This window comes from Streptosporangium sp. NPDC020072, from assembly GCF_040631445.1.
Taxonomy (GTDB): Bacteria; Actinomycetota; Actinomycetes; order Streptosporangiales; family Streptosporangiaceae; genus Streptosporangium.
Genome location: NZ_JBEYAB010000020.1, coordinates 142738 through 163305 on the forward strand (window position 1 = coordinate 142738; position 20568 = coordinate 163305).

A 20568-nucleotide genomic window follows, 5' to 3' on the forward strand; every position below is an offset into this window, starting at 1 on the left:
CGGCTCACTCGTCGTCGGGGAACAGCTCGAATCCGCCGGATCGCTCCGCGCCCTGGCCGGAGACGGTGGTGCGGGTCACCCACGTGTCCGGCATCTGACGCAGCGCCTCGTCCTCCAGGGAGACGTGCCCGTCGTCAGGGTCGAGGGTGTCCGGCCGGGTCTCGAAGGTGGTGGAGCCGTCCCGCGCGTCGGACCGGGGAGGCGGCATCGGGACGGTGCCCGGGGTGTCGGGCTTCGGGGAGGGGGCGGCGTCCCGGCGCCAGATGTCCCCCATGACCGGGGACGCCCCGGCTCCCTCGGCCCGGACGCCCGGGACGAAGCTGTCCTTGACGGAACGGAACTCGTGTCGTGCCGCCAGGTCGAGGATCTTCTCGTAGTTGCCGGGTTTCTGCATCATCTTGACGGTCACCGGCAGGCACTCGATCAGCAGGAACAGCAGGAACAGCAGGAGACGGGCCGCGTTGAGGGTGAAGTCCCTGCCGGAGACCTCGTTGAGCGCCCGCAGCCTGATCAGCAGTCCGTTGGCCGACCTGTTCTCCGCGTCGAAGGACTCCTGGAGGTCGCTCTGCCGTCGTACGGCGGCGTCGAGCTGCTCCTGGACCTTCGGCAGTTCGGCCTTGGCCGCCTCGAACCGGATCTGCTTGGTGGTCTCGTCGTTGGCGGTCAGCTCCCGCTTGCGCTTCTCGACCTGCTTGTTGAGGGTGTCGAGCCGGGAGTTCGCCTTGTCGTAGGCCGCCTTGCTCGCCTTGGCCACCACGCCGTCGCCCTTGCGGGGGCAGGTCGGCCCGCCGTACAGCTGGCACTGCCACTTGTCGTAGTACTCGTCCGCCTGTTTCTTCTGCGCGTCGCGTTCGGCGGTCAGCGCCTTGATTTTCGGGTCTTTCGCCGGGTCCTGCGGCACGTCCCCCTGGGAGGCGATCACCTTCCGCAGATCGGCGACGGACTGGCGCAGGGCGGTGACGTCCTGGCCGATGTCGCCTTTCTTCTGCTCGCGGGTGAAGCTATTGGCGCGATCTTGTCTGATCTGGACGATCTGGGCGTCGATCTCGGATTTGAAGATCTGCAGAACGAGGGGGGTCGAGATGACCGCGCCGAGCAGCACGGCCATGAGGATTCTCGGTATGACCAGTCGCCAGCGGCGTGGCCCGTCCGTCTGGATGGAACCGACCAGCCACCGGTCGAGGCTCATGATGGCCAGGCCCCACAGGACGCTGGCGGGTACGGCGAGGAAGATGCTGATGCCGAGCGCGCTGTACAGGGCGAACGTCATCGAGACAATGGCCAGCACACCGGTGGTGAGGACCGCGCCGCCGATACCCTCGAACTTGCCGTGCTCGGTCGGGCAGCTCCTGACGATGTCGGGCTGGGCCCCGGACAGGGTGATCAGAAACTTTCTCACATGTTTCCTCTCGGGAATGGCTCCCCTGCTCGGATCGTGAGCACCATGATTGCCTCGTATCAGATCTACCAGTACAGGGCCAGGATAGGCTATGCATATTGCCAAATATGAGCACGGTGAATGACGGCGAAATATAGCAAAATTTCTGACTTGTGTCGTTTTTTCGGTTTGACGGCATAGGTGACTATTCGGGGAACAAGACCGGCTTTGGGGAGATGTGGCAACGGGAGTCTTAGTTGACCGAATCGAGCTTGCTCCGCAAGACCTTCACCGAAGCGGTCGCCGAGCTGGGCGGCACCAGGCGCCTGCGCGTGGCGGAGGTCGCGGCTCAGGGCGTCACCGTCTTCGACCTGCACCGTGACGAGGCGGGAACACCCCGTGGCCAGGGGAGAGAGGTGGTCCGCTGGACCGACTCGGAGGACACCCCAGGAGGTCCCGGGGACAGACAGGCGGTTCTCGACGCCGTGCGGGCCTCCGCCGAAACCACGGTGGTGCTGGTCGGCTCGGCTCCGGGCGACTCCCGGGCCGAGGAGGCGATGGAGTGGTTGAGGGCGGCCCATCCACGGGCCTTCTCCTTCACCCGCTCCGGGGTGCAGGTCGAGACGCTTCTCCGTGAGGTCGTCGCCGACGAACCCCTGTGCCGGTCCTACGAGCTCGTCGTCCTGAGACGCCACCCGGTGACCAACCGGCTCGAACTCACCTGCGCGCCGCTGTTCGCGATCGACACCCAGCGCGGCAGCTCCTCCGCCGTCACCGTCCGCTGCGAGCCGAGCGACGAGCAGGGCACGGCGTTCGTGGTCGTGGCGTGGCAGGACCGGCGGCCCACACCGTTGTCCGTCCACACGGCGAAGGTCCCGCCGGGACGTTACGAGATCACCGCCGAGCTGGAACGGCCCGGCCGGGTCCGCTTCTCCGGTCTGCCCGGTCTCACCAGAGGCGGCCGGAGCTGGACCGAACTGGTGGCCGCGGTGCCGTACCGGCTCGAACCGTCGGTCGGGCCCGCGCATCTGATCTGCGCCGTCGAGGTCAGCGGGGCGGCCGAGCGGGTGCACGAGAGGCTGCGGCGCGTCAGCCAGATGATCACCACGATATCCGGCGAACTGGACGACCGGCTCCAGGTGTCGCTGGTCGCCTACGGCGCGCACTCCTTCCAGCGGAAGGTTCTCGACGATCCGGTCGACGTCGCGGACTGGCAGGTGCCCGCAGAACGCGCCCGGCGGTCCCTGGAACTCCTGGAGGAACGCGTCAGGGAACGCGAGGCCGTCTACCGGGGTTACACCGGCGCGGCGATGGTCGAGGACATGCTGGCCGAGGTGGCGAGCCGCCTTCCCCCGGCCTTCCAGGGGCGTACGGCGCTGCTCACGGTCGGCGACGGGCCGCCGCACCCGCCCAGGGCGCACCACTCGGAGGTCCTGCCCTGCCCGCGCAGGATCGACTGGGAACAGCAGGTGCGCAGGCTTGAGCAGTACCCCGGCCTGGTGTTCGGGGCGATCTGCGACCGGCCTCCGGGGCGGGAGGGCTCCGCCTGGTCCCGCCTGGGCCGGGACGGGCTGGTCCGGCTCGACGACGCGGTGGACGTCCGGGAACTCGGCGCCGGGCTCGGCCTGATGGCGTCGCGGACCCAGCGGATCCCCTTCCCCCTGATCGAGACGCCGTGAGTGAGATGTCAGCGAACAGATGGAATGAGGCTCACCGTGCACCCTGACCTGGGACAACCGGCACGTTCCGATCACAACATCGCCATATGGGGGGCGCCGGGCAGCGGGAAGACCACGTTCCTCGCCGCCCTCGACATCGCTCTCATCCTCAAGAAGGGGCCGTGGCGGGTCATCGGGGCCGACGGTCCCTCGACCGACTTCCTCATCGAGATGACCACGGCGCTCTCCCACGACCAGCGCTTCCCCCCGGCGACCGGGGCACTGGGCCACTACCGCTGGTTCCTGAGCAAGAAGCCGGAGCCGCAGCCCAGACGATGGGGGCGCAGGCGCAAGGAGGAGCGCGCCTGGAAGATCGGGATCGACGTGCTGGACGCGCCGGGCCGTTCGTACCACTCCAAGCGCGGGCGCGGGACCGACCGGGAGGACCTGCTCGACAACCTCGCCTCAAGCAGGGGCATCGTCTTCCTCTTCGACCCGATCCGCGAGTTCGAGGACGGGGACGCCTTCGCCTACCTGCACGGCGTGCTGGCCGACCTCGCCCAGCGGATGCTCGCCACGGACGAGTTCGCCGACGGCATGCTGCCGCACCACCTCGCCGTCTGCGTCACCAAGTTCGACGAACTGCGGGTTCTGAAGACCGCGCAGAGCCTGAGCCTGCTGAGCCCCGACCCCGCCGACCCCCACTGCTTCCCCCGGGTCGGAGAGGAGGACGCCGAGGAGCTGTTCCAGGCCCTGTCCACCGTCTCGGCCAGCGGAAACGCGAACATGGTGCTGCCCACCCTCAAACAGTTCTTCCACCCCGACCGGATCAAGTTCTTCGTGACCTCGTCGATCGGCTTCTACCTGAACCCGATGAGGGGGACCTTCGACCCCGACGACTTCCAGAACCTGATCCCCGAGGCGCTCGGAGGCGCGGGCGGCGTACGGGACCCGCACACCCCGCCGGGAAGCGGCTACCAGATCCGCGGGCAGGCGCACCCGATCAACGTGGTCGAGCCGATGCTCTGGCTCGGGCAGCAGCTGTCGTCGAACGGGGACGCGAAGGGAGTCCGATGACCAGGGGGGAGGTGCGGCTCGCGGCGGAATGGGCTCTGTGGGGCAAGCTCTCCGACACCAGGGACGACTACAACGTCCTGGCGTGCAGCAGGGGGCGGCTGGGTCACGACGACTTCGTCAAGATCGTCACCCGCTACGCGCCGGGGACCCCCACGGACCTGCCCCAGGTGACGGTCAGCTGGGTCGGGGGCATCGACACCCCCTACATCGGGCTGGCCATCCAGGAGTGGTCGGACCGCAGGGACCGGTTGGGCAGGCCGATCGCCGACACCCGCTACTTCTGCGTGCCCTACGGTCAGGTCGCCGACGGCCCGGTCTCCTACGAGGGGCTCTACGACGCCCTCGTCGGCCGCACGCTGCCGGTCGACGGTCCCCTCAACGTGAACGTCCCCGTCCTCGACCCGAGGGTGATCGCGGACCGGGTCGACAGGACGGCGATGAACGCCGCGGCGCTGCTGCTGACGGACGAGCAGGTCTGCGTGCTGCGGGGCGAGGCCGTCTCGATGCGCGAACGGCTGCGCTTCCTCGACACGGTCGCCGCGCTCCTGCCGTACGGCCTGCGGGCACGGCTGACGGTCTCGACGTGGACCGACAGCTCCGCCGAGCACCGGATCAAGCTCTCGTTCGCCAAGCACACCAGGGAGGGGGCGTACTCCGTCACCTGGGAGGCCGACGACGCCGTCGCCGCCCGCCGTGACATCGCGGGCCGGTACGTGGAGCTGCTCGACGAGTTCTCCCCGGAGGAGGCCGTGACCAGGCTCGCGAGGCAGACCGAGCCGCTGTCGTTCAAGGACGCCCAGCAGCGGGTCCTCACCCTGCTCGACGAGGCGAGCCGCGCGACGGCGCTGATGCCCGTCAGGTGGTCGTCCGCGCAGGTCGGTGAGGCGTTGAAGGCCTGCGCCGACCTCCTTGAGCAGGAACGGTACGACGAGCTTGAGGCTCGCCTGGGAAGGCTCAACGCCGCCGCCGGTCTCCTCGACGGGGACCGGCGCCTCCACCGGGAGACCATCAGGGTGAAGCGGCTGCTGTGGGAGTACCCGAAGCTGCCCAAACGCCTGGAGACCTTCCTCTACGACACCGTCCTGGCCGTCGGGTACGGCCCCGAGCTCACCGTCGAAGGCGTGGGGAGGATCCAGGAGGAACTGGGCGGCCTGAGCAAAACGCTGGTCAACGCCATGCTGCGCATGCCCACCGAGCCCGGCGCCGTGGTGAGACTGCTGCCGCTGTGTTCCGACAACGAGCGCAAGGCGGACGTACTGCGGAAACTGCAGACCGGGGACCTGGTCAGGGCCGCTGCCGCGGAGCCGTTCGACCCGCCGATCGTGCAGCTGGTCTACCGGGAGCTCGTCATGAGGGGCGGCGACGCCGCCGAGGACCCGGCGATCGCCCCGGCGCTGCGGGAACACGGCTATCTCGCCGCCGCGATCGAATCCGTCCATCCGGACGACGGGGAGACCCGGTTCGCCTGGTTCAAGAGCCTGCTGGTCGCGGCCTACGGCCGGTCGTTCGGGCGCGCCGAGCTTGAGGAGGTGCTCAGGTTTCCCCTCCCGCCGGAGTCGGCGGGGCTCGTCGCCGCCGCAGTCGACCTGTACGGGCCGGGCGCGCGGAACGTCGTGATGAGCGCCTTCTGCGAGTTCCTTGAGCGGGCCCGGCTCTCCACCAAGACCCTCAACCGCGTGGTCGGCCAACTGCTGCCGCCACCCGAACCGAATCCCCAGCCCGTCAGCCCCCAGCCGGTCAAGCCCCCGGTCGCCCACCTCCCGGCTGTCAGGCCGCTGGAAGGACTGAGCCCCGCCTCGTCGTCCCCCTCGCACCAGCACCAGCGTTCGCGTCCGCGAGAAGGCTTCCTCTCCCGGTTCCGGCCGGCTCCGGAGCGCCGGAGCTCCGAGCCGCTCATTCCCCGGCCGGTTCTCTTCGTGCTCTTTCTCCTGCTCTTCGGCTTCATCGGGGCTGCCATCCCCTATTTGATCATGTATCGGTGAGGAAGCGTTGACCATACGACTGACCGCCGAGTGGGCGCTGTGGGGCAAGGAGCCGAGGACGCGGGACGGCGAGAAGGTGCTCGCCTGCAGCGACGGGAAGGTGGGCGGCGGTGACTTCAGCAAGATCATCACCCGCTACGCGCCGGGCACCTCCACCGAGCTGCCCCAGGTGACGATGAGCTGGTTCGGCGGCAGGGACAGCGCGCACCTGGGCCTGGCCGTACAGGAGTGGTCCGACGAGCGGGACGGGCTCGGCAGGGACATCGCGATCACCCGGTACTTCTGCGTGCCCTACGAGCGGGCCGCCGAGGGGCCGGTGTCCTTCGAGGGGCTCTACCGGGCGTTCGCCGAACGCGCGCTGCCCGTCACGGGGCCGCTCCTGGTGGACGTGCCGACGCTGGACCCGCAGGCGACCGCGCGGGCCGCCGACGAGACCGTGGTGGGCGCGGCGGCGCTGCTGCTGACCGGGCAGCCGGTCTGCGTCGTGAACGGGGAGGACGTGCCGCTGCTCGACCGCCTGCTGTTCTTCGACGCGGTGACGGCGCTGCTGCCGTACGGCTTCAGGGCGAAGATGACCGCCTCGACCTGGACGGACAGCGCCTCGCGGCACCGGATCAGGCTGTCGTTCGCCAGGCACGCGCCCGCGGGGGCGTATCCGGTCTCCTGGGGGCGCGGGGCGGAGATCCCCGAGGACCAGGACGTCGCGCGTGTCTACCACAACGCGCTCCTGGGCGGCGACCGGCTCGTGGAGCTGACGGCGCGGTTCGCCCGGGACACCCGGCCGAGGTCCATGAGTGTGGAGAACCTCGCCACGGTCCTGCCGGTGCTCGGTGAACTCGGCCTCCTCTTCGAGTTGCCTGACATATCCGATATATCGGATTTTGAGGAGTGGTTGGCGACCGGGGGAGACGAGGTGCTGACCTCGTGCGCCGACGCCCTCGGGCAGGGGCGGCTCGACATGCTCCCGCAACACCTGGTCCAGCTCAACATCCTGGCGGCGCGGGCGCGTGAGGGAGGCGAACAGGAACGCCACCGGCAGATCATCGGCAGCCGCAGACTGCTGGTGCCGGACCCCACGCTGGACCAGACGATCCAGGAACGCCTCTACGACGCGCTGCTGAGCCTGGCCTACGGGCCCCGGCTCACCGTCGACGGCCTCGACCGGATCGTCCGTGACGCGGGACGCCGGATCCCGCCGCCGCTGGTGGCCGCCCTGCGCCGGATGACGGCCGCCGAGCCGGCCGTCACGGTACGGCTCACCCGCTACCTCGGCGCGGCCGAACGCGCCGCGCTCCTCGCCTCGCTGGCGCCGGACGACCTGGCCGACGCGGCGGCCAGGGAACCCGTCGATCCGCCGGCCGCCAGGACCGCCTGCGACGAGCTGGTACGGCGGGGCGCCGACGAGACCGGGCGGACGGTCGTCCGCGCCGCGCTGCGGCGACGCGGGCAGCTCGTCGAGGTGGTCCAGCGACTCCACCCGGGCGACCAGGAAGGCCAGATCCGGCGGCACCGCGACCTGCTGACCGCCGCCTACGGCCAGGAGCCCGGAGAGGAGGCGCTGCGGGAGGTACTCTCCGTCGGGCTTCCTCCGGCGCCGTTGCTCGCCGCGCTGGCCCTCACGTGCGCGTGGGACGCCCGCCCCCTCCTCATGAGGGAGGTGTTCCTGACGCTGCTCGGACAGGGGATCACCCGTGAGCTCCTCGACGACGTCATGCGGGAACTCGGTGAGCCGGGACGGGACCCGTCCGAGCGGCGGAGGAACACCGCCCGCCGCTCGGGACGGTCCTGACGGGTCACACCTCGGACAGCAGGGCCGTCCAGCGGGCGTGCAGCCGTTCGACCAGGTCACGGTCGAACGGGGCCCGGTAGGTCACCTCGACCAGGCCCTCGTCGGCGACCGGGATGACGTCGAAGAACAGCCCGTACTTGGCGTGTCCCGCCTTCGGCGCCTCGATCTCGACGTCGAGGCCGGGCCACGACAGCTCGGGCACCGCCGGGTTGAGGTCGAAGACGACCTCGACCGGTGTCCCCTGGTCGCCGGGCGCGCCCAGCAGGGCGCCGAGCCGTCCCTGGAGCCCGGCGCGGTAGTCCTCGAAGGAACCGGCCGCGGTGCTGGGGACGGCCACCACGTCGAGGAAGTGCCCGGCGAAGGCGTGCTCCCGCTCGGTCGTCCTGCGGTCCACGTGGACGCCGACGGACAGTTCGGCCCTGCCGGTCACCTCGTGCAGCGCGTGGCCGAACGCGCAGAAGGCGAGCGTGAACGGCGTGCACCCCAGGCTCCTGGCGCGTTCGGCGACCGCCGCCCACAGCCCCTCGGGCAGGCGGGAGGTGTGCCGGGCCGCCGGGGCGAAGTCCTCCTCGGCGACCGGCGCCACGGCCCCGACCGGCCCCGCGTCCCCCGTGCGGGCGGGGACGGACGTGACGACCGGGGTCAGCGGAAGGCCCTTCTTCGCCTGGGCGTAGGCCTCGGTGAGGTCGGACAGCAGGAGCGCGGCGGACACCCCGTCCATGACGACGTGGTGCGCGCACAGCACGAGCGTGTGCAGGCCGGGACCGCGGTCGAGCAGCGCGGCGCGGAACAGCGGCCCCCGGTCCAGCGGGAACGGCCTGTCGGTCAGCTCCCGGACCACCTCCACCGCCGTGCCCTCAAGGAGGGGCACGTCGAGCGTGGCCTCAGGGTCACACCGCAGCAGCGTCCCGTCCCCGGAGAGTACGGCCCGCAGCGCCGGGTGACGGCGCCAGACCGCCCTGACCGCCGCGACCAGGGCGTCCCTGTCGAGGTCGCCGCGCAGGTGCAGCAGCACGGTCTCGTGGTAGGCGCTCCACTCGGGGCCGTGCTCGTCCTGGAGCCGTGCCAGCCGCCGCTGCTGCGGGGTCGCGGGCCATTCGAGGGGCTTCCTCGCGGGCAGGAAACCGGCGGAACGCAGCCGGTGCACCCCCCGCTGGACCGCCTCGACCAGCTCGTCGGCGTCCCGGTCGTCGTGGGCGGTCGACAGGAAGAACGTCCGGCCCTCCCAGACGTAGAGCCCGTCGGACAGCAGGCTCTGGTACAGCATCTCCAGCTGCAACGGCTGGTAGAAGTTGGACGCGCCCCGGTACTCGAACCGCCACAGCGAGCCGAACGAGGCGATGGTGTACGGCAGCTCCTCGGCCCGGATGATCTCGGAGAGCGCGTCGGTGATCCGTTTGGCCCGGCCGTTCAGATCCTCGTAGAGCGCCGGTCCCCGGCTCTCCAGATGGTCGAGTACGGCACGGGCCGCGCTGACCGCCAGCGGGTGCTTCTGGAAGGTCCCGCCGAACAGGGTCGTCGCCGCCGTCGGCGCGCTGTCGTCGCCGTAGCCCCAGCTGCCGCCGTCCATGCCGTCCATCAGGTCGGCGCGGCCCGCGATGGCCGCGATCGGCAGGCCGCCACCGAGGATCTTGCCGTAGGTCGCCATGTCGGGCGTGATGCCGAAGTATCCGGCCGCGCCCCGGATGCCGATCCGGAACCCGGTGATCATCTCGTCGAAGATCAGCACGATGCCGTTCTCGGCGGTGAAACGCCGCAGCTCGGCCAGGAACTCCGCGGGCTGCACGGACGGGTTGCGGTTCTGCACGGGCTCGACGACGATCGCGGCCAGCTCACCGGCCACACTCCGCAGGTGGGCCAGCGATTCGGCCTCGCCGTACGGAAGCACGACCGCCTCGCCGATCGCGCCGGGGGACAGGCCGGGGGCGATCGGCATGGACTGGCCGGGCTCAAGACCGCCCCGGGCCAGGACCGCGTCCACCAGCCCGTGGTAGGACTTCTCGAAGTAGGCGATCTTGTGACGGCCGGTGGCGAGCCTGGCCAGCCGGATCGCGCCCATCACGGCCTCGGAGCCGGTGTTGCAGAACGTCACCCGGTCGTGGCCGGTGATCCGGCAGAACTGCTCGGCCAGCTCGTAGCTCTGCCGTAGCTGGTAGCCGAGGGAGAAGGCCCGGTCGAGCTGACGCCGTACGGCCTCGGAGACGAACTCGGGGGTGTGGCCGAAGAGCTGGACGCCGAACCCCATGCAGTAGTCCGTGTAGGGGTTGCCCGACTCGTCCCAGATCCTGGCGCCCTGGACCCGGTCGGCCACGATGGGGACGAGCAGCTCCTTCACCTCGGGCCTGAAGTTCGCCCACGGGCGGCTCTCGGCCAGACGAGGCCGGTAGGCGCCCGCCAGCTTCTTCGACGCCGCGTCCCGCGCGTCCATCCGCGAGGCCAGCTCGTCCACGTAACGCTGCTGGTCGTCGGTGAGCCTGCCGGCGGGACGGGACGCGGGGGCCGTGACCGGCGGAGCGGCGGCGGGCCTCGCCACGGGAGGCTCGGGGACCTGCGGAAGTCGAGGGGCGACGCCGTCGGCCACGGGGGCGGGGGCGGGGAGAACGGAAGGCGCGGGGGCCCCACCGGGGGCGAGCGCCCGCAGCTGCTCCCGCATGAGGGCGAGCTGCTCGGCGACGACATGGGCGACGGTCGCGTCGACCGGCCCCGGCGCCGTGTTCTGCGCCAGGCCGTACACCAGGTTCTGGGCCGTGTTCTGCACCGTGTTCTGGGGCAGGGGCGAGACCGGGACCACCGTCTGGGTCGTCGCCGTGGTGACCGCGACCGTCGTGGTCACCGGCGCGGCCTGCGCCTCGACGGCGGCGGCCAGCGCCCGCACGGTCGGGTGCTCGTCGAACAGCATCGTCGGCTGGAAGGCGGTCCCGTACCGCTCGTTGATCTGCGAGACGACCTTCAGCAGAACCAGGCTGTCTGCGCCCAGGTCCAGGAACCTGGCGTGGTCGGAGAGCTCGGCGGGACTCAGCTTGAGGTGTCCGGCGAGCAGCGTCCTGATCGTGGTGACGACGTCGTCCCTCATGCCGCTTTCCTTCGAGTTCTCGGTGAGCGCCCAGTGACGGGTCCGCTGCCAGGGATAGGTGGGGAGGCCGGGCAGGAACGCGCCGCCGGGGGAGACGGCCGTCCAGTCCAGTTCGGCCCCCGCTAGATAGAGATCGACGAGCGTGGGGACGGTGCCGCCGTCGCGGTGCGCCTGCACGACACGGGCGGTGCCGCCGTTGCGCCGCGCGGTCCTGACGATCCCCGACGCGAGGGTCGGCTTCGGGCCGATCTCAAGGAAGGCGCCGAACCCCATCTCGACCAGCGCCTCGACCGCCTCCTGGAAGCGGACGGGCCCGGTGATGCCCTCCGCCCAGTAGTCGGCGTCGAGCCGTACGCCGTTCACGATCGCGCCCAGCGAGGTCGAGCAGAACAACGCGGTCCCGCCGAGGGCTGTCGGCGTGACCCGCGCCCGCCGCATCGCCTCGGCGGCGGGCCGCATCAGCGGGCTGTGGAAGGCGTACTCGCCGGGCAGCGGCGTACAGGTGAACCCGGCCTTCCGCAGCGCCTCGGTCGCGGTGGTCAGGGCGGGCCCGGGGCCGGAGACCACGAAGGCGCCGGGGCCGTTGTGGGCGGCGACCACGACCTCGTCCCCGAGGTACGGCGCCGCGTCGGCCACCGGACCGCCCACGGCGACCACGTGACCGCTCCCGTGGGCCAGCCGCATCGCGGCCCCGCGCGCGGCCGTCAGCCGGGCCGCCGACTCCAGGTCCAGCAGCCCCGCCGCGTAGGCCGCGGCCGTCTCTCCCGCGCTGTGCCCGACGACGGCCGCCGGGACGATCCCCAGGGAACGCCACAGCTCGTACAGCCCGGCCTGGAAGGTGAACAGCGTCGCCTGCGCCACGTCGGTGTACGGCGGCAGCGCCTCCTGCCCGGTGAGCAGCTCCCGCACGGAGACGTCCAGCTCGGCGCGGAAGACCGGCTCGCAACGCGCCACGACCTCGGCGAAGGGGGCCCGGTCCATCAGGTGACGGGCCATGCCCGGGTACTGGGCGCCCTGACCGGAGAAGACCAGCACCGGGTCCCGCCAGGGAGGCCCGTCGTCCGAGGTCCTCGGCAGGTCCCGAAGCTCGTCCAGGAGCCGCGCCCTGCCCTCGGCGCCGTCCGCCACGACCAGGGCGGCCCGGTGCCGGTGGTGTGCCCGCCGTACGGCCGCGCTGTGGCACAGGTCGGTGAGGGAGACCTCCTCGTGCGCCGCGACGAAGTCGGCGTAACGCCCGGCCAGGACCCGCAGGGCCTTCGCACTGCGCGCGGAGAGCGGCAGCACCAGTGGCCCGCCCCCGGCTTCGGCTCCAGCCTCGGTTTCGGCCCTGGCTTCGAGTTCGGTCCCGCGGGCGGTGTCCGGTGGTTCGGGGGCGCGGGCCGTACGGGTGGGGGCGGCGGAGACGACGACGTGCGCGTTGGTGCCGCCGAAGCCGAACGAGCTGACCGCCCCGACCAGCGGTCCCTCGCCGGTCCAGGCGAGCGGTTCGGTGACCACCCGCATCCTGGTGCCCTCAAGCCTGAGCCTGGGGTTGGGCGGGGTCGAGTGCAGCGAGGCGGGCAGATGGCCGTTGCGCAGGCACAGGACCAGCTTGACCAGCCCCGCGATCCCGGCCGCCGCCTCGGCGTGCCCGATGTTGGACTTCACCGAGCCGACATGACACAGGCCCGCCTTCCGCCTGCCGTACGTGCGGGTCAGCGCGCCCATCTCGATCGGGTCGCCCAGCGCGGTGCCGGAACCGTGCGCCTCGACGTAGGAGACCGCCTCGGCGGGCAGGTCCGCGTCGGCGAGCGCGGCCCGGATCACCGCCTCCTGGGCGGGACCGTTGGGCGCGGTCAGGCCGTTGCTCCGGCCGTCCTGGTTGACCGCGGAACCCCGGATGACGGCCAGGATCTCGTCACCGTCGCGCACGGCCGCGTCGAGCGGCTTGAGCAGCAGCAGGGCACAGCCGTCGGAACGCACGAAACCGTCGCCGTCAGCGCCGAAGGAACGGCACCGTCCGTCCGAGGCCATCATCCCGAACCTGGACAGCGACACCCAGTTCTCCGGCGCCAGCACGAGATTGACCGCCCCGGCCAGCGCCACCGGGCAGGAACCACGCCGCAGGCTCTGCACCGCCATGTCCACCGCCACCAGCCCCGAGGAACAGGCGGTGTCGACCGCGACACTCGGCCCGTGCATGTCCCAGGCGTAGGAGATGCGGTTGGCCGCGATGGACAGGGCCTGACCGGTGCTGAAGTACGGCCCGATGGCCGACAGGTCACCGCCCAGGGCACGGCCGTACTCGCTGCCGCTGATGCCGACGAAGACCCCGCAGTCACGGACCAGGTCGTGGGTCGGCGGCAGCCCGGCACGTTCCATCGCCTCGTAGGCGACCTCAAGCAACAACCGCTGCTGGGGGTCCATCTGCTCGGCCTCGGCGGGGGAGAGACCGAAGAAGGCGGCGTCGAACTCCTCGATCCCGTCGACGCAGCCCGCCCACCGGCTGCTGATCTTCCCGGCCTCCGCCGGGTCCGCCGAGTACAGCCTCTCGACGGACCACCGGCTGTGCGGCACCTCCCCGACGGCGTCCACCCCGTCGACCAGGAGCCGCCACAGCTCCTCGGGCGAGGTGACACCGCCGGGGAAGCGGCAGGCCATCGCGACGACGGCGATCTCCTTCACTCTGATTCCAGTGCTTTGGCCAGGTCGGAGATGGTCGGGTAGTCGAAGACCATCGACGAGGGGACCGGCGTGCCGAGCAGACGCTCCAGCTCCCCGGCCAGCTCGTGGGCACCCTTGGAGTCGAGACCGTAGTCGGCGAAGGGGACGTGGTCGTCGAGCTGGGTGACCGGGACGCCGACCACCCTGCCCAGCAGGAACCTGAGCATCGGCTTGGCCGCGGCGGCGCTGACCCGCGCCGAGACCACGGTCCGCTCCGCGCGGTGACGAACCCGCAGCTCACCGGCGGCGAGCCTGCGACCGCACTCGTTCCTGCGGACCTTGCCACTCGACGTCTTCGGCACGCTGCCCGGCTGGACCAGGGCGATCACGTCGAGCTTGAGCTGGAACGTCTCGGAGATCGCCCGCTGGATCGTGGTCGCCGTCGCCGCGAGCGCCTCCTCGGACTGGTTGCCGCGAACCTCGCAGACCATGCCGACCGAGTCACCGTCCTGGAAGGCCGCCAGGCAGCCGGGACGGATCTGCGGATCGGCCCGCTCGGCCACCTGCTCCAGGTCCACCGGGTGGTAGTTCTGGCCCCGGACGATGATGACGTCCTTGAGCCTGCCGGTGACGTACAGCTCACCCTCGTGGAAGAAGCCCAGGTCACCGGTGTACAGCTCGGTCATCTTGGCCGGGTCCCCGTGGAAGCCCCGCGCCACGCCCCACCCGGTCACCCGGATCTCGCCGACGGCGTCCTCCGGCAGCTGCTCGCGGGTCGTCGGGGAGACGATCGAGACGTTGATGCCGGGGATCGGGCGTCCGCAGGACAGGAGCGTCCGCCCGGTCGGCGACAGTTTGACGACGCTCTCGGCGAGCGCGTCCCGGTCGGCGACGACCCGGCCCGGCATCTCGTGCAACGGGGGAGTCGTCACCGCGAGTGTGCACTCGGCCAGGCCGTACGAGGGGCGCATCGCGGCGGGGTCGAAGCCGTACGGGGCGAAGGCCTCGGCGAAACGGTCGACGGTCTCGGCCCGCACCGGTTCGGCGCCGTTGATCGCCACCCGCCAGGTGTCCAGCCGCAACCCGGCCCGCCTGGCCTCGGGAATCCTGCGCAGGCACAGGTCGTAGGCGAAGTCGGGGGCGGCGGCGTGGGTGCCTCCGAAGTCGGAGATCGCCCGCAGCCAGCGCTCCGGGTCACGCACGAAGGCCTGCGGCGACAGCGTCACGATGCGGGCACCTCGCAGCAGTGGGACCAGGGTGCCCAGCACGAGGCCGAGGTCGTGGAAGACCGGCACCCAGGTCACCAGCACCGACTCGGAGTCGAGGCCGAGCGCGGCACCGAAGTAGTCGACCTCGTCGAGCACGTTGCCGTGCGTGATCTCGATGCCGCGCGGCGAACCGGTCGAGCCCGAGGTGTACTGCAGGTAGGCGACGTCGTCCCGCCGGGCCGTACGCTCACGCGCGGGTCCCGGCTCGCCCGGTGCGGCGTGGCTGAGCCACGTCACCTCCGACAGGCGCGGGCTCAGCGCGACCACGTCGGCCACGGCCACCTGACGGGCGGCCGCCGCCGCGGTGATCCCGGCGTCCTCGACGATCCTGGTGAGGCGTTCGGCGGCCCGGTGGTAGGGGATCTGCGGTTCGGGCGCGGGGACGGGAACCGCCCCGGCCATCAGACAGCCGAAGAACTCCACGACGAAGTCGACGCCCGCGTTGTGCAGCAGCATGACGTGCTGCCCGGGGGCGACGACCGCGCTCAACCTGGTGGCGAACTCGGTGGCTCTGGCGTGGAGCTCGCCGAAGGTCACCTCCAGCTGCCTGGGCGTGTGCCCGGCCTCGAAGTCAAGATGGGTGACGGCCAGCCGGTCCGGCCGTAAGCGCGCCTGGTGCGCGAGGGCGTCCTCGATGAGCTGCACGGGCTCAGATCCGTTCACGCAGGCTGCGCGGGCGCATGTCGGTCCACACCTTCTCGATGTGGGCCAGGCACTCGTCCTCGGACCCCCGATGGCCGGCGTCGGCCCACCCCGGGGGGAGCGTCCGTTCCGCGGGCCATATCGAGTATTGGTCTTCGTCGTTGACCACGACGACGTGGGTCATTGGAGCTCCTCGCGGTAGTTGGAGTACGGCTGGGAGGTCATGGCGTGCACGGCCCGCAGGAAGGAGTCCGCGTAGTCCGCGGCGACCGTGTGCGGCAGTTTCGAGGCCGGATAGTCGGCGATGAGCAGGGCCCGGTCCGTGGACGGGTCCTGCACGAACCCGATGCTGAGCGTGAAGTGGTTGGGTTCGTACCGCATCGTCGGCGCGCAGCCGATGCGTTCGTCGTCGATCCGGACCCCGGCGAGCGCGTGGAACCGGTTGAATCCGAAGTTGGCGTCCAGATTCCAGTCGCGCATGTGACGGGCGAGCGTCGCGAACGGCACCCGCCGGTGGGGCATGATCGCCGTCTCCTCCCGGTGCACCCGCCGTACCAGGTCGATCCAGGTCCCGCCGTCGAGACTGACGGAGAAGGGGACCGTGTTGAGGAACAGGCCGAGCGCCTCGGTGCCCGCCTCCTCCTCGACCCTGCCGTTGACGCCGAGGCCGGTGACGACCTCCGTGCGGCCCGACACCCGGCCGAGGGCGACCAGGTGGGCGGTCAGGGCGACGCTCTTCCTGCTGGTGCCCGCCGTCACGGCCAGCTGGGACATCGCCCGGAACAGCTCGCCGTTCACCTCGCGGTCGATGCTGTGCGCCACGGTCGCCGTCTGGCCGAGACCGGTGAACAGGGTGCCGTCCACCCCCGACAGGCGTTCCTTCCAGAACGCGACCGACTCCGCCGAACCCGCCGCTGCCCGTTCCAGGGCGATGAACCTGCTGAAACGCGACTTCGGCGGTGCCGCGGGCGGCGTCTCGGGGTGGTCGCGCAGCAGGGTGTGCCGCTTGAGGATCTCGGCGACCAGTGAGGTGAAGCTCCAGCCGTCCAGGATCGCGTGGTGCTCGGTGAGTGTGAGCTGGAAGGCCGTCGGGGACAGCCGCTGGGCCGTCACCCGGAACAGCGGGGCCGTACGCAGGTCGAACGGGGTCGCCCACTCCCGTTCGACGAGCGCGGTGATCGCCGCCTGCTGGTCGGCCCCCTGGAGGTCCTCGACGACCAGCGGCGACGGCGCGGCACGGTGGACGAGCTGCATGGGCTCGCTGAAGGAGGCCAGGTCGAGGGAGGTGCGCAGCACCGGGTGCCGCGCCACGGCCTCGGTCAGGACCCTGGCGAGCGCCTCCTCGTCCAACGGCGTCGCCACCCGGTAGCTGTTGACGTTGTGGTACGGCCGCCGCTCGGGTTCGAGCTCCATGTGGTAGACCATCGCCAGCTGCATGGAGGTCATCGGGTAGGCGTCCACGACGTCGTCGAGCGCCTCGACCCGCCGCCGGTCGGCCTCGCCGAGCAGCGAGAACGGCTCGGGAGGCGGCCCGTCCTCGGCCGGCGTCATCAGGGCCGCCGCCTCGTGGACCGTGGGGTGGGCGAACAGCACGTCGAGCGGCAGCGCGTAACCCGACCGCCTGAGCCGTCCGGCGACCTGCACGCTGCGCACCGAGTCGCCGCCCAGCTCGAAGAAGTTGTCGTCCCTGCCGACCCGGTCCAGCTTCAGCACCTCGGCCAGGGCGTCGGCCAACGCCTGCTCCGCGGGGCCGCTCGGCGGGTCGTAGGGCCGCTCCCCGCGTCCCGGGTCGGGCAGTGCCCGCTGGTCCACCTTGCCGTTCGGGGTCAGCGGGATGCCCTCAAGCGGCACGACCGCCGACGGCACCATGTAGTCCGGCAGCCTGGCCGCCAGGTAGGCGCGCAGCTCGGACGCCCCCGGCCACCCGTCGCGGGGCACGACGTAGGCCAGCAGCCGCCCCTCCCTGACCACGACCACGCAGGAACGCACCGCGTCGTGCCCGTCGAGGACCCGCTGGATCTCACCCGGTTCGATGCGGAAACCACGGATCTTGACCTGGTCGTCGATCCTGCCGAGATACTCCAGGTCCCCGCCGGGCAGCCTGCGGACCAGGTCACCGCTGCGGTAACGCCGCGCTCCCGGCCTCGCCGGGTCGGGCACGAAACGTGAGGCGGTCAGCCCGGGACGGCCCACGTAGACACCGGTCACCCCGTACCCGCCGACGTACAGCTCCCCGGGCACCCCGTCCGGTACGGCCCGGCCGTGCCGGTCGACGATCTCGGCCGACAGGTGGGGCAGGGGCCGCCCGATCACGCTGCGGTCGAAGGGCGTCTCCGGGGTGATGTCGTAGGCCGTGACGTGGACCGTCGTCTCGGTGATGCCGTACATGTTGCACAACCGGGCGTTCGGCCCCGCCCCGGTGGCGAACCACCGGCGCACGTGGTGCGGCTGCAGCGCCTCACCGCCGAAGACGATCAGCCTGAGGTCGTCGAGGACCCTCGGCGCCTCCTCGAAGAGGCCGACGAGCTGGCCGAACGCGGAGGGCGTCTGGCTGAGGCAGGTGACCCGCTCCCGCTGCAGGAGGCCGGCGAAGTCCTCCGGCGACCTGGCGACCTCCTTCGGCACGACCACCAGGCGCCCGCCGTACAGCAGGGCACCCCACATCTCCCACACGGAGAAGTCGAAGGTGTAGGAGTGGAACAGCGTCCACACGTCCCCCGGGCCGGGGGTGAAACGCTCCTCGGTCGCGTCGAACAGCTCCGCCACGTTCGCGTGGGTGACGGCCACCCCCTTCGGACGGCCGGTCGAGCCCGAGGTGTAGATGATGTACGCGGTCGTCCCGACGGGGACGGCCAGGCCGAGGTTGTCCGACGGGTGGTCGGCGATGGCCTCCGCCTCCTCGTCGAGCCCGACGGTGACGCCCTCCCCTGCCCGGTCGGCGACGACCACCTTGGCGCCCGCGTCCTCAAGCAGGAACGCCACCCGTTCCGCCGGGGTCTCCGGGGCGATCGGCAGGTAGGCGGCGCCCGCCTTCAGCACCGCGAGCACGGCCTCGACCTGGCGGGGAGTGCGTTCGAGCAGCAGGGCGACCCGGTCGCCCGGCCGTACGCCACGGGCCCGCAGGTGACGGGCCAGCCGGTTGGCCCTGGCGTTGAGCTCCTCGTAGGTGACGTCGGTCGCGATCCGCTCCCGGTGCAGGGCGGTGACCGCCTCGAAACGCTCGTGCAGGCAGGCCCGGGGCTCACGGCTCACCGGTACGGCGACGCCGTGCCCGGCACCGGAGGTCAGGGGCAGCTCGGAGACCGGGGTCCCCGGCGCCTCGACGGCGGCGCTCAACAGGGTCAGCCAGTGCCCGGCCAGCCGTTCGACCGTGGCGGCGTCGAACAGGCCCGTGGCGTACTCGACCTCGCCCCGCATGCGGCGCCCGTCGTCGAAGACGGACAGCAGCAGGTCGAACTTGGCGGTGCCGGTGGTCATGACACGAGGGGTCCCGCTCACCTCGCCGAGTCGCATCGGCCCGGTGTCCTGCGCGCCGTGCGCGCCGAAGGCGACGTTCATCAGCGGCCGGTCGACGACCATGTCGAGCGGCGCCCGGTGGTGGTCGAGATCCTCCATGACGTCACGGCCGACCGCGGCCAGCAGCTCGTGGAAGCTCTCCCCGCCGTCGATCCTGGTGCGCAGCGGCAGCACGGTGACGAAGTAGCCGATCAGGTCCTCGATCTCGATCCGGTCCCTGCCCGCCACCGGGGAGCCGATGACCAGGTCGTCCTGACCGGTGTAGCGGTGCAGCAACACCGCGAACGCGGTGAACAGCACGACGAACGGGGTGACCTCCTCGTCCATGGCCAGCACGCGCACCCGTTCGGTCACCTCGGGTGGCAGGTCGAACAGGTGGGTCGCCCCCTCCGTCAACCGCACCGGGGGACGGGGCCGGTCGGTGTGCAGCGTCACCCGTTCCGGCGCGCCCGCCAGGCGCCGCTGCCAGTAGTCGAGGTCCTCACGCGGGTCCTGCTCCCGCTGCCACGCCGCGTAGTCGGCGTACTGGATCGGCGGCGCGGGCAGCCGGGGCGTACGGCCCTCGGCCCGCGCGGTGTACAGCACGGCCAGTTCGTGCTCGAAGACCGGCAGCGAGAGCCCGTCACAGGCGATGTGGTGGAAGACGACCACCAGGACGCACCCGTCCTCGGCCCAGCGCAGCAGCCGCGCCCGGACCGGCAGATCACGCTCCAGGTCGAACGGCCTGCGCGCCTCGTCGAGGACCAGGTCGTCGACGGCCTCCGGCGCGCACTCGGTCACCGTCAGCGCGAACGCCGTCTCCTGCCTGACCACCTGGTACGGCTCCGACACCGAGGCGAGGAACGCGCTGCGCAGGATGTCGTGCCGCCCGACGATCGTCCCGAGGCACTCCGCGAGCAGGTCGGCGTCGACCGGCCCTTCGAGCCGCAGCACCCAGGGGATGTTGTGCAACGCGGTGCCCGGGGTCAGCCGGTCGAGCAGCCACAGGGCACGCTGGCCGTACGTGAGCGGGGCCGTCTCCAGGTTCCCCGGCCTGAGCGGCTGCCAGCCGTGTTCGACGGTCGTCATGTCAGTCCTCCCCGTCCGTGAGGCCGGCCACGGCCGCCGCCCACTCGTGGTCACTCATCTCCGGCAGCGCGGCGACGGCCTCCGCCCGGCGTAGTACGGCCTCCGGCGAGGACGCCTTCTCCAGCAGCACCGCGGCCTGTTCTGCGACGGTCCTGGCGGTGAAGAACACCCGGGGCGGCAGGTCGATCCGCAGCGCCACCGCGACCCGCGCCTTCACCTTGGCGATCGCGAACGAGTGCGCCCCCAGCTCGAACACGTCGTCCTCGGCGCCCACGGACGCCAGGCCGAGTACCCGTCCCCAGATGTCGGCGAGGGTACGGCGGACCGGGTCGGCCTCCCCTGCGGGCTCCGCTGCGGACTTCTCCGCGGCTGCCCGGTCGGTCGGTAGGGGGGTGAGGGTGTGGGGTGGGGGCAGGGCGTTGCGGTCGGTCTTGCCGTTGTGGGTGGTGGGCAGGTGGGTCAGGGGCAGGTAGG

The 20568-nt window shown here is 71.4% G+C and carries 10 protein-coding genes; 4 read left to right on the forward strand and 6 right to left on the reverse strand.

Annotated elements, in window-relative coordinates:
• Nucleotides 1–4: 4 nt before the first annotated feature.
• Entirely contained in the window at nucleotides 5–1399 is a 1395-nt protein-coding gene (locus tag ABZ470_RS37485) for a DUF4407 domain-containing protein (protein ID WP_362917510.1), read from the reverse strand.
• A 236-nt stretch (nucleotides 1400–1635) separates the two neighbouring features.
• Here ABZ470_RS37485 and ABZ470_RS37490 point away from each other — a divergent pair, with 236 nt between their 5' ends.
• Genes ABZ470_RS37490 through ABZ470_RS37505 form a run of 4 tightly spaced genes read left to right on the forward strand, consistent with a single transcriptional unit; the run spans nucleotide 1636 to nucleotide 7884 of the window.
• Nucleotides 1636–3057 (forward strand): hypothetical protein, encoded by a 1422-nt coding sequence (locus tag ABZ470_RS37490; RefSeq protein WP_362917512.1) that lies wholly within the window; start codon nucleotides 1636–1638, stop codon nucleotides 3055–3057.
• Between the two features lie 36 nt (nucleotides 3058–3093).
• Nucleotides 3094–4113: a hypothetical protein gene (locus ABZ470_RS37495; protein WP_352012962.1), complete on the forward strand. Its 1020-nt coding sequence runs from the start codon at nucleotides 3094–3096 to the stop codon at nucleotides 4111–4113.
• Nucleotides 4110–6095: a hypothetical protein gene (locus ABZ470_RS37500; RefSeq protein ID WP_362917514.1), complete on the forward strand. Its 1986-nt coding sequence runs from the start codon at nucleotides 4110–4112 to the stop codon at nucleotides 6093–6095. Before ABZ470_RS37495 ends, ABZ470_RS37500 begins: the two co-directional genes overlap by 4 nt.
• A 7-nt stretch (nucleotides 6096–6102) precedes the next feature.
• Entirely contained in the window at nucleotides 6103–7884 is a 1782-nt protein-coding gene (locus tag ABZ470_RS37505) for a hypothetical protein (protein WP_362917516.1), read from the forward strand.
• A 4-nt stretch (nucleotides 7885–7888) separates the two neighbouring features.
• Here ABZ470_RS37505 and ABZ470_RS37510 read toward each other — a convergent pair whose 3' ends face one another.
• The 5 genes from ABZ470_RS37510 to ABZ470_RS37530 all read right to left on the reverse strand — a co-directional run.
• Nucleotides 7889–13621, reverse strand: a complete 5733-nt coding sequence (locus ABZ470_RS37510; protein ID WP_362917518.1) for an aminotransferase class III-fold pyridoxal phosphate-dependent enzyme — start codon at nucleotides 13619–13621, stop codon at nucleotides 7889–7891.
• Nucleotides 13618–15531, reverse strand: a complete 1914-nt coding sequence (locus tag ABZ470_RS37515; protein ID WP_362917520.1) for an AMP-binding protein — start codon at nucleotides 15529–15531, stop codon at nucleotides 13618–13620. The genes ABZ470_RS37510 and ABZ470_RS37515 overlap by 4 nt, the downstream gene beginning before the upstream one ends.
• Complete coding sequence (locus ABZ470_RS37520; protein ID WP_352012967.1) at nucleotides 15518–15694, reverse strand: MbtH family NRPS accessory protein; 177 nt, start codon at nucleotides 15692–15694, stop codon at nucleotides 15518–15520. The genes ABZ470_RS37515 and ABZ470_RS37520 overlap by 14 nt, the downstream gene beginning before the upstream one ends.
• Nucleotides 15691–20094 carry an amino acid adenylation domain-containing protein gene (locus ABZ470_RS37525; protein ID WP_362917522.1) on the reverse strand — a complete coding sequence of 1468 codons (4404 nt, stop codon included), beginning with the start codon at nucleotides 20092–20094 and terminating at the stop codon, nucleotides 15691–15693. Before ABZ470_RS37525 ends, ABZ470_RS37520 begins: the two co-directional genes overlap by 4 nt.
• Before the next feature lies 1 nt (nucleotide 20095).
• Nucleotides 20096–20568, reverse strand: a 473-nt coding sequence (locus ABZ470_RS37530) for a phosphopantetheine-binding protein (protein ID WP_362917524.1), incomplete at its 5' end; no start/stop codon positions are given.

What these genes read in the sequence shown, in the direction of transcription:
- ABZ470_RS37520 (WP_352012967.1), bottom strand. Translation starts at nt 15,694, where the DNA reads ATGACCCACGTCGTCGTGGTCAACGACGAAGACCAATACTCGATATGG.
- ABZ470_RS37525 (WP_362917522.1), bottom strand. Translation starts at nt 20,094, where the DNA reads ATGACGACCGTCGAACACGGCTGGCAGCCGCTCAGGCCGGGGAACCTG.
- ABZ470_RS37500 (WP_362917514.1), top strand. Translation starts at nt 4,110, where the DNA reads ATGACCAGGGGGGAGGTGCGGCTCGCGGCGGAATGGGCTCTGTGGGGC.